Here is a 15,340-nt window from a genome sequence, read left to right as displayed (position 1 = left end):
ATTCGCGAACCGAACGCAGCAACAGCAGCAGAGAGCTTGTCAGCAGTAGCCCCAACGCGGGCCGATACCCCACATCGGCCCCACTCAGACAGATGGAGCAGTCGATGACTCAGATGAACCCGCGTGGCGGCTTGCAGGTCGCCGCCAATCTCGACCAGTTCGTCGAAACCGAAGCCCTGCCCGGCACCGGAATCGACAGCGCCGCGTTCTGGTCGGGTTTCGACGCCCTCGTGCACGAGCTGGCGCCCAAAAACCGCGCGCTGCTCGCCGAGCGCGATCGCCTGCAAACGGAACTCGACAACTGGCATCGCGCGAATCCGGGCCCGGTGCGCGACTTGCGCGCTTATCGTGCGTTTCTGGAAGGCATCGGCTATATCGCGCCCGCGCCGGCCGGCGTGAAGGCGACGACCGCGAACGTCGATACTGAAATCGCCGAACAGGCCGGCCCGCAACTGGTGGTGCCGTTGTCGAACCAGCGCTATGCGCTGAACGCGGCAAACGCGCGCTGGGGCAGCCTGTACGACGCGCTCTACGGCACCGACGCGATTCCCGATACGAACGGCGCGGAGCGTCAGAAGAGCTTCAATCCGGTGCGCGGCGCGGCGGTCATCGCCTATGCCCGTAAGTTTCTCGACGAAGCCGCGCCGCTCGCGAACGGCTCGCATGCCGACGCGACGCGCTATAGCGTGCAGAACGGCAAGCTCGTCGTCGCGCTGAAAAACGGCACGAGCGAGCTTGCTGCGCCCGCGCAATTCATCGGCTATCAGGGCGGCGCGAGCGAGCCCTCGGCGGTGCTGCTCAAGCACAACGGTCTGCACCTCGAAATCCAGATCGACGCGAACGACTCAATTGGCAAGACCGACGCCGCGCATGTCAAGGACGTGGTGGTCGAAGCGGCGGTGAGCACGATCATCGACTGTGAAGATTCCGTTGCGGCCGTGGATGCGAGCGACAAGGTTCAGCTCTATCGCAACTGGCTCGGCCTGATGAACGGCGATCTGACCGAAGAGGTCACGAAAAACGGCAAGACGTTCACGCGCCGTCTGAACGCGGATCGCGAATACGTCGGCGCGGACGGCAAAACGCCGGTCAAACTGCATGGCCGCTCGCTGCTTTTTATCCGCAACGTCGGCCACCTGATGACCAATCCGGCAGTGCTGACGAAAGACGGCGCCGAGATTCCCGAGGGCATTCTCGATGCGGTCATCACGACGCTGTGCGCGCTGCACGACCGCAAAAACAGGCTCAATTCGCGCACCGGCTCGATCTATATCGTGAAGCCGAAAATGCACGGCCCGGCTGAAGTGGCGTTCGCGAGCGAACTCTTTGCGCGCGTCGAAGACTTGCTGAAGCTGCCGCGCAACACGATCAAGATGGGCATCATGGACGAGGAGCGCCGCACCAGCGTCAATCTGCTGGCGTGTATCGGCGAGGCGTCGGAGCGCGTCGCGTTCATCAATACGGGCTTTCTCGACCGCACCGGCGACGAGATGCACAGCGCGATGGAAGCCGGCCCGATGATGCGCAAGGGCGATATGAAGTCGAGCACCTGGATTGCAGCGTACGAGCGCAGCAATGTGCTGGTCGGTTTGCATGCCGGGCTGCGCGGCCGCTCGCAGATCGGCAAGGGCATGTGGGCGATGCCCGATCTGATGCACGCGATGCTCGAGCAGAAGATCGGGCATCCGAAGGCCGGCGCGAACACCGCGTGGGTGCCCTCGCCCACGGCCGCGACGCTGCATGCGCTGCACTATCACCAGATCGACGTGCAGGCGGTTCAGCAGGAACTCGAGCGCACCGATTACGCGAAGGTGCGCGACGAATTGCTCGACGGCCTACTGACGATTCCCGTCGTCGAAACGGCGAAGTGGAGCGCCGATGAAATCCGCGCCGAGCTCGACAACAACGCGCAAGGCATTCTCGGCTACGTGGTGCGTTGGATCGATCAGGGCGTGGGTTGTTCGAAGGTGCCGGACATTCACGACGTCGGCCTGATGGAAGATCGCGCGACGCTGCGTATCTCGAGCCAGCACATCGCCAACTGGCTGCATCACGGCGTGGTCACGCGCGAGCAGGTCGAGGAGACCTTCAGGCGCATGGCGAAAGTGGTCGATCAGCAGAATGCCGCCGATCCGTTCTACACGCCGATGGCGCCGGGCTTCGACACGATTGCGTTCAAGGCCGCGCAGGCGCTCGTGTTCGAAGGACGTCAGCAGCCGAGCGGCTACACCGAGCCGTTGCTGCACAAGTTCCGGCTCGAAGTGAAGCAGGACCGGGCGTGAGGTTCGCCGTTGCTCGAAAGCATTGAAGTTCGAGCAGCGGCAGCCGCAAAAAAGACGGGCGCCTCGTTGCTGCGAGGCGCCCGATTTCAATGCGCGCGATGTATTGCGCGCTTTCTGCGTGATTTACGTGTGGACCGCAGCGATCGCAGACCGTAGCGAGCGTTGCGACCGCCGCCCCAATCAGGCCGCTTCAGCCGTGTACTCCGGCGGCACGCCGTGCGCGTTCGCCTGCAAATAAGCCTGCAAATAGGCTCCAAACTCGTCTTTCACTTCCGGATGACGCAGCGCGAACTCCACCGTCGCCTTCAGATAGCCGAGCTTGCTGCCGCAATCGAAACGCGTGCCGAAGTAGCGATAGGCGAGCACCTGCTCTTCGGTGAGCAGCGACTGCACGGCATCGGTCAACTGCAATTCGCCGCCCGCGCCGGGCTTCAGCGCGCGAATATGCTTGAAGATGGTCGGCATCAGCACGTAGCGGCCCACTACGCCGAGGTTCGACGGCGCCTTGTCCGGCGCGGGCTTCTCGACGATGCCCGAGAGCTTGATCACGTTGTCTTCCCACTCGCGGCCGTCGACCACACCGTATGAGCGGCTGTCTTCACGCGCGATGGTTTCCACGCCGATCACCGAGCTGTGATAGTGATTGAACGTATCGACAAGCTGGCTCATGACCGGCTTCGAGCTATGCAGCAGGTCGTCCGCGAGAATCACCGCGAACGGGCTCTGACCGACCAGCTTTTCCGCGCACAGCACTGCATGACCGAGACCGAGCGCTTCGGCCTGGCGAACGTAAAAACAGTCGACATTAGCGGGCTTGATGCTGCGCACGAGATCGAGCAGCTTCTGCTTGTTGCGCGCTTCGAGCTCGGCCTCGATCTCATACGACTTGTCGAAATGATCTTCGATAGCGCGCTTGCTGCGGCCCGTGACAAAGATCATTTCGGTGATGCCGGCAGCAATCGCTTCATCGACAGCGTACTGAATCAGCGGCTTGTCGACAATAGGCAGCATTTCCTTCGGACTTGCCTTGGTAGCCGGCAGGAATCGTGTCCCGAGGCCCGCTACGGGAAACACGGCTTTGGTGACTTTCAGCATGGTAGGCATTCCCAGATCGGTTAGAAATTGGTGTCGCGGGCATGGCGGCCGCTCGACGTCGCCGGAAAGGCTAACAAAAAAGCCACGCGAGATCACGCGTGAAATTTCTCAAACAATGCTTAATAAAACCGGTTTGCATCCATTGGAGCGGCGTGTAATGCGCAAGACAGGCAACAATTACATTGCAAAATCGAATTATTTTTAAGCAGTTGCGAAAAATTTACTCGTGGATTTTCTCGCGCCGCGCGCGCGAGTCCGTGCGCAACGAGGCGTGCCGCGGCCGGCTTTACGAACGGGCTTCTTCGTTTTCGTCGAGTTGCGGCAGCTTGCCCGGATTGATGCGAAAACGGCGGATCGGCTCATTGCGCAGCGCTTCCCGGTAGGCGGAGGCGGCGACGAGGATCAGCAGCACGGCGATGCCGGCCAGCAAATGCAGGTTCATGACTTCACCTCTCATCAGGAGAATCCGTGCTTCAAAGTAGCATGACAAAACGGATAAATAATTATTCGATACGGCTCGTCATGTGTAATTACAATTCGTCACAAAATGGCCTTTTTAATGGAGAATATGGCCGATTTTTTTATCCATTTTTGGTGCGCGCGGTGCACTAGCATGTGATGCACCGCGCGCGCATCGCGCGAATCCGCATTGCACCACTTCGAATAAAGGACCGCGCATGAGCGACTCAGCACTGGATGCCGCCGGCTCATCCCTGCCCCTGTCTCCTACGTCAAAACCCGCGGCAAAACCCGCCGCGCCGCGCGCGCAAAGCGACGCGCGCGCCGACAGCGCCGGCAAGGAACATGTGATCGACGCAATGCGAGGCTTCGCCGCGCTGCTCGTCGCGTACTTCCATTGCCGGCAGATCGAATGGGTCGGCATGCAGGCCTTTCACCAGAACGCCGGTCATTCATTCAGCCTGAATACGATTGCCGCCTATCTGACCTTTCCGATTGCGTGGGGCTCGGCCGGCGTGCCGATTTTCTTCGTGATCAGCGGCTACTGCATTCATCGCAGCGCCGCATTGCGGCTCGCCGCCAATCCCGCTTACCGGCTCGGCGCGGCGAACTTCTGGGCGCGCCGCTTTGCGCGCATCTATCCGGTGCTGCTCGCGGCATTGCTGCTGACGTTCGCACTCGACTGGTTCAGTCTGCAATTGCCACCTGTGAGCCACAAGATTCGCGAGATCGGCCTCGAGGCATTTCTCGTCAATCTGTTTTCGCTGCAAGGCGTGGCCGGCAAGACGTATGGATCGAACGGCGCGCTGTGGACCCTCTCGCTCGAAGTGCAGTTCTATGCGATCTATCCGCTGCTGTTCGCACTGCGCCGGCGCATTGGCATGACGTCGGTGCTCGCGATAGTCGGCGTGGTCAATGTCGTGTCGGCTTATGCGCTCGAGCGGCACGACATTCAGTTCTTCACGTCATACTGGTTTTCGTGGACGCTCGGCGCATGGATCGCCGACGCGAAGGCGCACAGCGTGTTGCAAACGCGTTCGTCGCGGTGGCTTTACGCGCTCGCGGCGGCCTGCATCGCGCTCGGCTGCGCGGCGTTTCATTTCGGTCAGTACGGTGCGTTCCAGTTGTGGGCGATCGGCTTCGCGTTCTATCTGTACAAGGCGTTGGAACCCAACGACCGCAATAAGGGCAACGGCAGCGGCCGCGCCGGTTGGGGCCTGCGGCTGCTGTCGCGCTTCGGCGACTTCAGCTTCTCGCTGTATCTGATTCATCTGCCGATCTTCGTGCTGCTCTCGTCGCTGCTGTTCCGCTCGTCGTTGCAGATGTCGATCTGGCCGTCGTTCGGCTATATGCTCGTCGCGGTGCCTGCCGCGTATGTGTTCTATCGTCTCGTCGAATTGCCGGCGATGAAGTGGTCGGCCAGTTTCAAACCGAAAACGAAAAGCGCGCTGTAACGTTCCTGATTAAAAAAAACGGAGCAACGCCGGCGAGTTCGTCGCTGACTCGTGCTCCGCTTTCTTTCTTTCACGCAAGCGGCGCTCAAAATCGCGAGCGCCGTCCCTTCCTCAAGCTTCACGCATCCGCAGACTTCTTCGCCGACGCCGCCACACGCCTCAGAATCCGCTCGACGCTCTCGACATACGCTTCCGTGCCGAAACGGCTCAGCGCCGTCCTGTAGCCGTTTTTAACGAGCCTCTCGCGCAGTTCCGCATTCGAGCGCAGTTCGGCCAACGCGTCGGCCAGCGCATGCGCATCGCCTGGCGTACACAGCACGCCGTTCTCGTAGTCGTCGACGATCTCCAGCACGCCGCCCGCGCGTGCGGCCACCACGGGCCGCTGCGCGAGCATGCCTTCGACGATCACGCGGCCGAACGGCTCGGGCGTGATCGACGTATGCACGACCGCATCGACGGCACACATGCACGCCGGAATATCGTGCTGAAAGCCGAGGAAATGCACGCGGCCACCGAGCTTGTTCGCCGCGACGAACGCATGCAGTTCGATCTCGTACTGATCCTCGCCGAAGAGCGGCGCGCCGACCAGCACCGCGTGCATGTGCGGATTGAGGACCATCGCTTCGAGCAGCACATGCTGGCCTTTCCAGCGCGCGAGCCGGCTGAACGAGCCGACCAGAAACGCATCCTGCGGCAGGTTCAGGCGCTCGCGCAGCGTCGCTTGCGGCACGTCGCGCAACGCGTCGAACGGGGCTGCGGAAATGCCGTTGAATACGACGTCGATACGCTTGTCGTCGAACTGCGTGAGTTCGGCAAAGGCACGCGCCGATGCCGCCGAATTCGCGATCACATGGCTAAGGCCGAGGCGCGCGCACCACTTGATGATCGCAAGCTGCTTGCCGCCGAAATGCTCGGGACTCACGATGTCGCGCAGATGCCAAACCACCGGCCGCCTCGCGAGCTTGCCCGCGACCGCGCCGATCACCATCGCGCGCTGCGTGTTCGCATAGATCACCTGCGCATTGCGCGCGCGTTTGGCCGTCGCCCGAACGAGCGACAACAAACCCTTCAGCGCCGCGCCCTTCGGGAGCGAGCCGCCCTGCTTACGCACGTTGCGCAGCGCGCCGGCGTCGAGCACCTCGACGCTCACGCCCGCTTTGTCGAGTGCGGTGCGGAACGGGCCGTCGTCGAACAGCACGACCTCGATGCGCGAACGCAGCGCCTTGACGATTTCGAGCAACGACAGTTCGGCGCCGCCCAGCACGCCGCTTTGATCGACCGCGAGAATGCGCGGCGCGTTCGCCGTAGGCCCGGCGCGCTCTGGCACATACGGCATGTACGGCGGCAGCGTCGCGTTGCGCAGCGCGGGGACAGCAGCGCGCACATGGGCGAAGAGGCGCTCGCGGAAATTGGCCGCGGAGAAACGCTCGGCGTTCGCGCGGCAATCCAGCGGCGAAAAACGCTTGACGTGTGCGTCGAAACGCTCGACAGCGGCAATGATCGCGTCCGCGCTTTGCTCGTCGAAGAACATGCCGGTCGCGCGCGGCTCGGCCACGTCGCGCACGGTTTCGAGCGCCCCGCCCTTGCCGTATGCGATCACCGGCGTCCCGCACGCCTGCGCCTCCACCACCGAAATGCCGAAGTCTTCTTCTGCGGCGAACACGAACGCCTTCGCGCGGCTCATCCGGTCCTTGAGCACCTCGAACGGCTGATAGCCCATGATCTCGACATTCGCGCCGGCCTTCGCGCGGATCTTCTGCATCTCGGGACCGTCGCCGATCACGACGAGCTTGCGCTCGGGCATACGCGCGAATGCCTCGACGATCAGATCGATCTTCTTGTACGGCACCATGCGCGAAGCGGTCAGATAGAAGTCGTCCTTCTCCGTGCACAGCGTGAAAGCATCCACGTCGACGGGCGGAAAGATCACTTGCGCATCGCGCTGATAAACCTTCTTGATGCGCCGCGCGATGAACTCCGAGTTCGCGATAAAGCCATCCACGGAATTCGCCGTGCGGATGTCCCAGTTGCGGATGTAATGCAGAATCAGCCGCGCCATCGCGGACTTCAGGCCGCTCGTCAATTTCGACTGCTGCAAGTACTGATGCTGCAAATCCCACGCATAACGAATCGGCGAATGCACGTAGCTGATATGCACCTGGTCGGGCCCGGTGAGAATGCCCTTCGCCACCGCGTGGCTGCTAGAGATCACGACGTCGTACGCGGACACATCGAGTTGCTCGATGGCGAGCGGCATCAGCGGCAGATAGGTGCGGTACTTCGTGCGTGCGAGCGGCAGCTTCTGGATAAACGAGGTGGTCACGGGCTTGCCGCGCAGGAAGCTGCGGTCGTCGAGAAAATCGACGAGGCTGAACAGGTCCGCCTCCGGAAAGCACGCGACGATCTGTTCCAGCACCTTCTCCGCGCCTGCATAGGTGACGAGCCAGTCGTGCACGATCGCGACGCGCACGGTTTTATTGTCGCGCGATGCGGCGCGCGAAGGCGTGCCTATAGCGGGAGCCGTGGTCAGTTCGGCCAATGCGCTGCGCGTCGGCGGTTGCAGCACGGCTTCTTCAAGGACTTCGTGGTTCATGCGCTTTTCCTCGGATTCAGTCGCAACAGCAGTGAACGCGCTAGATCGCGCAATGCGGGAGTCATCGTGATGGACCACGCGATGTTCGCGCCGACCATCAGCGCGCCGGCGACAATCGCCATCGCGAGGCCGGGCAGGAAGCCGGAGAGCCAGAGGCTCGCCAGCAGGAAAACGAGGTGAGCGAGCATGTCGAGCGCGATCTGCCGCGCGCGGATTGCGGAGAGCCGCAGCAGCACGACGTAGTCAAAGAGTGCGCGGCCGGCCACCGCGATCGCCGCGCCGGTCAGTCCGAAATGCGCGATGCCGAACCACAAAGCCCCTGCAAACAAGGGCAATTCGAAGAGACCGACGTGTGCGGCCGTGGCCGGATTGACCTGCGACTGGATCAGGATGCGCGTCACGTTCGCCTGGCCGACGAGCCAGACGGCGACGATCATGATGCGTCCCACCGGCGCCGCGACGGTCGCAATCTCATTGCCCACCCATAGATGCAAAAACGGTTCGAGCACGAGCATCGCGATCAGCGCGACAGGCGTGAACACGCCGTTGAGAAATTCAAGCGATTGCTGCGTGATCGTGTCGGCGTCCGCGCGGCCCACAGCGGAGAGCCTTGGAAACAGCGTGCGCACCATCGCGGTCGGCACGATGTTCAAACGCGTGACGAGGTTTTGCGGCACCGTGTAATACGTGACGAAGCGCGCGCCGAGACTAGTGCCGAGCATCACGCGGTCGAGCGATTCGGCGATCATGTTGGTGACGCTCGCAATCAGCATCCAGCCGCCGAAGTTGAAAAGCCCCTTCGCCACGCCGAGCTGCGGCGGCAGAATACTGCGTATTTCAAGCACTTTTAGCGCCGAACGGCCGAGCAGGATCGCGGCAAGTATGCGTGCGAATACCGCGGCCGCGAGCACGTTCTGCAAATTCGCGCCGAGCCACAGCGCCGCGCCGAGCGGCAGGAGCTGGAACAGGAAAGTGCCGATCGTCTGATTCGTGTTGTAGACGCCGAAGCGTTCCGCGCCGTTGATCGCGCCTGCGAATACCCACGAGACATTGGCCAGCGGAATCGCCACCGCGAGCCACGGCAACGCCATGTAGACCTCGTGCTGCAGTTCCGGCGATACCTTCGTGAAATACGCCGTGTACAGAAACGCGCCGAAATAAATAATCAGTCCGCCGATTACACCGGTCGCGAGATTGAGCCACGTCGCGCTCCAGAACACGCGCGCGCTTTCGTCCTTGTCGCCCGATGCGCGCGCTTTCGAAATGTGATTCTGCGCGGCCATGCTCATGCCGAGATCGAGAATGCCGAAGTAGCCGATCAGCGTCCACACGAGACTGATCACGCCATAGCGCTCGACGCCCAGCAGTTTGATATACGACGGCACGGTCACGAGCGAGACGAAAGTCGGCAGCACGAGGCCGAAGAAATTGATCGCTACGTTCTTGAGAATGCCTTTGTCCATCGGATGCCCTGGGTTCGACTGCGATTGGTAATTCGTCACGGTTTCCAGCGGTACATGAGCACCTTGCCGCGCGCGTCTTCTTCGACGAACACGAGGTACTCGCCGTTGCTTCGCTTCGCCGCGCTGATGCCGTTGGGCACGTCGACCCAGCCCGACGCGCGGCCTACTTCGGGGCCCGGCCGAATCACGCCGACCTCGCGGCCGTTGTCCTTGTCCCACACGTGCACGGCGCCCACGGGTTCGACGCCGAAGATGTACTGCCCTTCGACCGTGAGCCCGATGATCGTCGCGATGGGTTTGCTCTGCGTCTGCCAGGGGAGCGTGATCGAATAGCGCTGCACCGGCTTGCCGCTCGACCACTTGTCGTAGCGCACGAGCACGCGGCCCACTTCCTTCCAGAAGCCGCGGTCGGCCGGCGTGTCCGGCGTATAACCTGTTACGTACAGCGTGTCGGTGTCGGGTTCGTAAATCGCGCGATGCAGCTCGGCGAACGGTTGCGGCACCGGGTATTGCGTGAGGTCGGAATACGAATAGACGGGGTTGCCTTTCGCATCGATGCCACCGAAGCGGAAGCGATAAATGCCCTTCGTATCGCGTGTGCGCCAGATGTCGCCGGCGCTGTCGACCCACCAGCCCCAGCCACCCGCGAGCTTGGTGCCGGTCGTGTTGAGCGCGAACTCGTCGGAATTGAATTTGCCGTCGCCGTTTGCGTCGCGCCAGATCCAGTCGCCGCCCGGCGGCGCGTTCGGCACCTTCGCGACCGCACGCTCGCGGCCCGCGATAAAGCCCGACGGAATCGCCGTCTCGCCATCGTGTTGCGGATCGAAGCGATAGATCTTCAGATGATCCGCATACATGTCCGTCAGATACAGAAACGTGCGGCCCTTCAGCTTGCGGGCAATCGGCAGGCCCGGATACTGGTCGGTGTGAAAGACCGGATCATCGGGATACTTGAATCGGTTGGACAGGAATCCGACATATTTCCAGTCCTGCCCCGCGGGTTTCGAGAGGTCGAGTTCGAAGCGTTTGTTGCCGGTATAAACGCTGTCCGGTCGCGACGGATCTATCCACGCGCCGTCGACGAAAAGCAGTCCCTGAACGAGCCAGTTCTGTTTGCCGTCGGACGCGTAGCTTTCGAGCGTCGCGCCGAGGCCCGCGCCGATCGGCTCATAGCGCGGACCGATGCCGTTGGTCGACACGTACACATTGCCGCGCGCATCCACGCCCACACCGGTGAGTCCGTTAAAACGCCGCGGTCCCGGCCTTCCGGCGACGCCGCTAAAAATGCCGCCGCGCTCGCCGAGCGAACCGCTCTCTTCGTAGCGCCCTTCCTTCTTGCTGAAGAACAGCACCTGCTGACGTGGGCCGTTATCGGCGATCAGCACACGGCCTGTTGCATCGACGGCGACGTCGACCGCGAGCGTATCGGCGGGCAGTTCTAAGTTCTCGTCGATGCGTTTTCCGCTCGACGTGTAGTGCTCGACATGCGGCGCGCGATCGTTGCGCGTGCCGCTCAGCACCCATAGCGTGCCGTCCGGCGCAAGCGCGAGGCGGCCCGGTTCGTGCACGCTCCACGTGGTCTTCTGTTGCATCGATTCCGCGTCGTACACCTCGATGCGATCACGCGCGGTGTTCGCCGCGTAGAGCGTCGTTTCGCTCGCCGCGAGTCCGCCGATTTCGGCGCTCGTGCCGGTCGGCACTTCGTTCATCATCAGGAAGCCGGCTGCGAGCTGCGCATGCGGATCGGCGCTTTTCGCCGCAGGCTGAAACGGTGCGGCGCGTTTCGGATCGGCGATCTGCCGGCGCGAGATACCGAACCACTGCTTGCCCTTTTCCGGCCACACGCCCGGCTGTACGAGCCGGCCTTTTTCGTTGCCGACTGCAATTGCGACAAACGCGTACTTGCGATTGATCGCGATTGCATTGCCGCCGCTGTTGCCCCAGCCGTGCGTGCCGCCTGCGAAGCCGAGCATCTTGCCGTTCTGATAGACGCTCGCCTCGGCACCGCTTTCGTCCCACGGCGCATTGGTGTAGACCTTGCCGTCGGGCGCGACGGCAATTGCCGTGATGTTGATTTGCGTCCAGGTGCCGTCGCCGAAGCCGAACGTATTGCCGATCCACGACGTCTTAGCGTTCAACGCCGTTTCGGCACGCGCGATCGAGCCGGCCGATAGAGCGGCCAGCCCGGCAGCGCACGCGAATATCGCGAGACGGCGTTTGAACGTGCAGCGTAGCAAGGTATGTCCTCCAGTCGATACGGATCGATGCTTTAAAAAACCGATGAGGCCGATAGGCGAGCGCGCGCGAGCCTCACAGACGTACGCTGCTATCCGCACACACAGGCATTCAATGAAGGTGACGGCATGCGCCGCAAGTTGCCGATGAAAGACGAAGCGCGAACGTTCGCCTATGCCACGCAGGCCGCATAAGCCACGTCGAAATGCGGTGCTCGGCGCACGCGCCGTCCTTGGCCGCCCAATCCGCACGGTTCACATTACGCGTACAAAAGTCGGCGACGAAAATCAAAAATAATTCAAAAATATTCCCGGCTTTATACCGGGATAAAGAAATCGATTTAAAAATGGATTAAAAGAAAATTTGGCCGTGCCATGCTGTATAAGGAGCACGCTTGCGGATGCATGAGCCCATGTTTTACCGACTCCGCTTCACCGATCCGGCGAATTCACGCATGAACTCGGACTCGGGCTCCGGGTACAAGACAAGCATGAAAACCGCCTTCAAATGGATAACGAAACACCCTGTTGCAATCTGATTCACTTATCCATTTCATTCGCGTTTTTTCGCGATTTTCTTTTGCCTAGAATCGATTGCAGCCGGATTGCATTCCGATTGCGCTCCGGATCGCGGCCGTTATCGGCGCGACGCGTCTTTCGCAATGCCTTGCGGCTTCTCGCGGCTTTATCCGCTTCACACCATGGACGGTTCATGACTGCTAGCGCCCTGCCCATAGCGCCTTCTCATTCACGCCGCATCGTGCAGCTCGACGGCTTGCGTGCGATCGCCGTGCTCGCGGTGTTCGCGCAGCACGCATTGAAAGCGCCGCTGTGGATGGGCGTCGATCTGTTCTTCGTGCTGAGCGGCTTTCTGATCACCGGCATCCTGCTCGAACGCAAGGCGCGCGGGCAGTCGTACTTCGGCTATTTTTATGCACGCCGCGCGCGGCGCATTCTGCCGCCGTATCTGCTGCTGATGGTGGTGTCGTCGATCCTGTTCGGCTTCGGTTGGGCGCAGCACTGGCAGTGGTATGCGTTCTTCGCGACCAACATCGGCGATGCACTCAACCAGAGCGGACACGACAGCCTGAACGTGCTGTGGTCGCTTGCCGTCGAAGAGCAGTTCTATATTGTGTGGCCGTTCGTGATTCTGCTCGTGCCCGAGCGCGTGCTCGCATGGGTCGCGGCCGCGCTGATCCTGCTCGTGCCGGTGCTGCGCGCGGTGGCCACGCCGTGGTTCGATTCGTTCTGGCCGATCTATTACCTGACGCCCTTTCGCATGGATTTGCTTGCGGCGGGCGCGCTGCTCGCGGTCGCCGTGCGCCGCGATCGTGACGCGCTCGAACCGTTCAAGGGCCTCGCAGTGCTCGGCGTGATTGCCGCACTCGCGGCGCTCGCGTGGCTGCATCTGCATTTTCCGCGTTTTCGCGCGGCCAATACGCCGCTGTCGAACGCGGGGCTTTACAGCATTTCGTTGGTGCTTTGCACGTCCGTCGTGGTCATCGCCCTGCAAAGCCGGGGCATCGTCAAACGGCTGTTGTGCAATCCGGTGCTGGTGTACATCGGCACCATCAGCTACACGATCTATCTGATTCACCTGAGCGTGCTGTATGCGTTGTGGCCGCTGAACATGAGCCGCTATGTGACCGCTACGCTTGCGCTCGCGATCACCCTCGCCTATGCAAGCGTCACATGGTTCGCGTTCGAGAAGCGGCTGATTTTCGGCTCGCGCGGCAGTTCGCACGCAACGGCCGGTGCGGGTGCGAGTGTGCCGCGCGCCGCGCCGCAAGCACCGCACGGCCGCGCATGAAGTGGCACATGAGGTGGCACATGAAGTGGCGCATGAGATGGCTCGCATGAAGCGCCGCGCATGCGCCGCCGCCGCAGCGATGCTCGCGCCGCTTACCGCACTCATCACGCTCACGGCACTCACTGTCGCAACGACCGCGCATGCTCAGGCCACGCAGCACCAGATCGTGATCGATGCCTACGGCGACTCGACGACGCTCGGCATTTCATGCAGCGAAGGCCGTTGCGCGCCGCAAGCGCAAAACGCCGTGGCCTATCTGCAAGACAAGCTGCAGATGCATTTCGGCGAGCGCGTGCGCGTCGTCAACTATGGCGTCGGCGGGACGATGGCGACGCAATTGCGCGACGGCACCGGCAACCGCCGCGCCGGGCCGACGGCCGGTTTGCCGTGGCGCGAACGGCTCGCGGCATCGCCCGCGCAAATCGTGCTGATCAACTACGGCATCAACGAAGTGATGCAGGACCAGACGCCCGAGCAGTTCTACGCAGCGCAAAGCGCGCTCGTGCAAACCGCTCGCGCGCTCGGCAAGGAGCCGGTGCTCGAGACGTCGAATCCGATGCCCGATAACCGGCTCAACGCGCGGCTCGCGTCGATGGTCGCGGTGACGCGCCGCGTCGCCGCCGAGCAGCATGTGCCGCTCGTCGACCAGTTCGCGTACATCAGCAGCCTGCCGGACTGGAAGACGCTGATGTCCGACGGCGCGCATCCGAAGCCGGGCTTGTACCGGCTCAAGGCCGAGCAGGATGCCGAGGTCGTCGAACCGCTGGTGCGGCGGCTCCTGGATGGCACGCTCTGAGGTGCTCTTTTTTTCTTTTACCCATATCGAAGGCAAGCTATGAGCCAACCACGCAAAGCGATCATCACCGGTGTGTCCGGACAGGACGGCGCCTATCTGACCAAGCTGCTGCTCGACAAGGGCTATCACGTGACCGGCACCTACCGGCGCACGAGTTCCGTCAACTTCTGGCGCATGCGCGAGCTGGGCGTGCTCGATCATCCGAATCTGCGTCTCGTCGAGCACGATCTGACCGATCTCGGCTCGACGCTGCGTCTGCTCGAAGGCGCGCAGGCCGACGAGCTGTATAACCTGGCGGCGCAAAGCTTCGTGGGCGTCTCGTTCGATCAGCCGGTCACGACCGCCGAGGTGACCGGCATCGGCGCGCTGAATCTGCTCGAAGGCATCCGCATCCTCAATCCGAAGATGCGTTATTACCAGGCGTCGACGTCGGAAATGTTCGGACTCGTGCAGGCTGTGCCGCAACGCGAGGACACGCCCTTCTATCCGCGCAGTCCGTATGGCGTGGCGAAGCTGTTCGCGCATTGGTCGACGATCAACTATCGCGAGTCGTATGGTCTCTTTGCGAGCAGCGGCATTCTGTTCAATCACGAATCGCCGTTGCGCGGCCGCGAGTTCGTGACGCGCAAGATCACCGACACCGTCGCGAAGATCAAGCTCGGCAAGCAGGACGTGCTGGAGCTCGGCAATCTCGGCGCGAAACGCGACTGGGGCTTCGCGCTCGAATATGTGGAAGGCATGTGGCGCATGCTGCAAGCCGACGAGCCCGACACCTTCGTGCTCGCGACGGGCCGCACTGAAACGGTCCGCGACTTCGTGCGCATGGCGTTCGCAGCGGCCGGTTATCAACTCGAATGGTCGGGCAAGGAAGAGCGCGAAACGGGTATCGACGTGGCGACCGGCAAGACGCTCGTGCGCGTGAATCCGAAGTTCTACCGGCCGGCCGAAGTGGATCTGCTGATCGGCTGCGCGGACAAGGCGCGCGAGAAGCTAGGCTGGGAGCCGCGGACGAGTCTCGAGCAACTGTGTCACATGATGGTTCACGCGGATCTTGGGCGGAATGAGCATCAGGAGACGTTTTGAGGTAAGGGGCGCGGGGACGGCGTGACGGCTGTGGGGGCCGGCACGCGAGAGCCGCGTGTCGCGGTCGGAGA

Annotated in this window: 10 protein-coding genes; 5 read left to right on the top strand and 5 right to left on the bottom strand. The window is 62.2% G+C overall.

The window, feature by feature from the left end; all coding sequences use genetic code 11:
- The first annotated feature begins 104 nt into the window (after nucleotides 1-104).
- Nucleotides 105-2,282 (top strand): malate synthase G, encoded by a 2,178-nt coding sequence (locus CUJ91_RS08860; RefSeq protein ID WP_114156703.1) that lies wholly within the window; start codon nucleotides 105-107, stop codon nucleotides 2,280-2,282.
- Between the two features lie 180 nt (nucleotides 2,283-2,462).
- Here CUJ91_RS08860 and galU read toward each other — a convergent pair whose 3' ends face one another.
- Complete coding sequence (gene galU, locus CUJ91_RS08855; RefSeq protein WP_114156702.1) at nucleotides 2,463-3,377, bottom strand: UTP--glucose-1-phosphate uridylyltransferase GalU; 915 nt, start codon at nucleotides 3,375-3,377, stop codon at nucleotides 2,463-2,465.
- A gap of 286 nt (nucleotides 3,378-3,663) precedes the next feature.
- A complete protein-coding gene (locus tag CUJ91_RS34335) occupies nucleotides 3,664-3,819 on the bottom strand; it encodes a hypothetical protein (RefSeq protein ID WP_006049008.1) in 156 nt (51 codons plus the stop codon).
- 235 nt (nucleotides 3,820-4,054) lie between these two features.
- On the opposite strand from CUJ91_RS34335, the gene CUJ91_RS08850 reads away from it, so the two are divergent.
- Complete coding sequence (locus CUJ91_RS08850; RefSeq protein ID WP_029968437.1) at nucleotides 4,055-5,290, top strand: acyltransferase family protein; 1,236 nt, start codon at nucleotides 4,055-4,057, stop codon at nucleotides 5,288-5,290.
- Nucleotides 5,291-5,408: 118 nt separating this feature from the next.
- On the opposite strand, the gene CUJ91_RS08845 is transcribed toward CUJ91_RS08850, so the two are convergent.
- Genes CUJ91_RS08845 through CUJ91_RS08835 form a run of 3 tightly spaced genes read right to left on the bottom strand, consistent with a single transcriptional unit; the run spans nucleotide 5,409 to nucleotide 11,583 of the window.
- On the bottom strand, nucleotides 5,409-7,883 hold the full coding sequence (locus CUJ91_RS08845; RefSeq protein ID WP_114156126.1) for a glycosyltransferase family 4 protein: 2,475 nt from the start codon (nucleotides 7,881-7,883) through the stop codon (nucleotides 5,409-5,411).
- Nucleotides 7,880-9,346, bottom strand: a complete 1,467-nt coding sequence (locus CUJ91_RS08840) for a flippase (RefSeq protein WP_114156125.1) — start codon at nucleotides 9,344-9,346, stop codon at nucleotides 7,880-7,882. Before CUJ91_RS08840 ends, CUJ91_RS08845 begins: the two co-directional genes overlap by 4 nt.
- A gap of 35 nt (nucleotides 9,347-9,381) precedes the next feature.
- The gene (locus CUJ91_RS08835) at nucleotides 9,382-11,583 is read right to left on the bottom strand and encodes an NHL repeat-containing protein (protein ID WP_114156124.1); all 2,202 of its coding nucleotides are present in this window, start codon (nucleotides 11,581-11,583) and stop codon (nucleotides 9,382-9,384) included.
- A 709-nt stretch (nucleotides 11,584-12,292) separates the two neighbouring features.
- On the opposite strand from CUJ91_RS08835, the gene CUJ91_RS08830 reads away from it, so the two are divergent.
- From CUJ91_RS08830 to gmd, 3 genes are read left to right on the top strand one after another with little or no spacing between them, the layout of a single operon-like run.
- Entirely contained in the window at nucleotides 12,293-13,390 is a 1,098-nt protein-coding gene (locus tag CUJ91_RS08830) for an acyltransferase family protein (protein ID WP_114156123.1), read from the top strand.
- A gap of 46 nt (nucleotides 13,391-13,436) precedes the next feature.
- The gene (locus tag CUJ91_RS08825) at nucleotides 13,437-14,186 is read left to right on the top strand and encodes an SGNH/GDSL hydrolase family protein (RefSeq protein WP_114156701.1); all 750 of its coding nucleotides are present in this window, start codon (nucleotides 13,437-13,439) and stop codon (nucleotides 14,184-14,186) included.
- Nucleotides 14,187-14,225: 39 nt separating this feature from the next.
- On the top strand, nucleotides 14,226-15,269 hold the full coding sequence (gene gmd / locus CUJ91_RS08820) for a GDP-mannose 4,6-dehydratase (RefSeq protein WP_029968426.1): 1,044 nt from the start codon (nucleotides 14,226-14,228) through the stop codon (nucleotides 15,267-15,269).
- The last annotated feature ends 71 nt before the right edge of the window (nucleotides 15,270-15,340 follow it).

This window comes from Paraburkholderia graminis, assembly GCF_003330785.1.
GTDB lineage: Bacteria > Pseudomonadota > Gammaproteobacteria > Burkholderiales > Burkholderiaceae > Paraburkholderia > Paraburkholderia graminis.
This window is presented reverse-complemented; position numbering and strand designations above follow the sequence as displayed.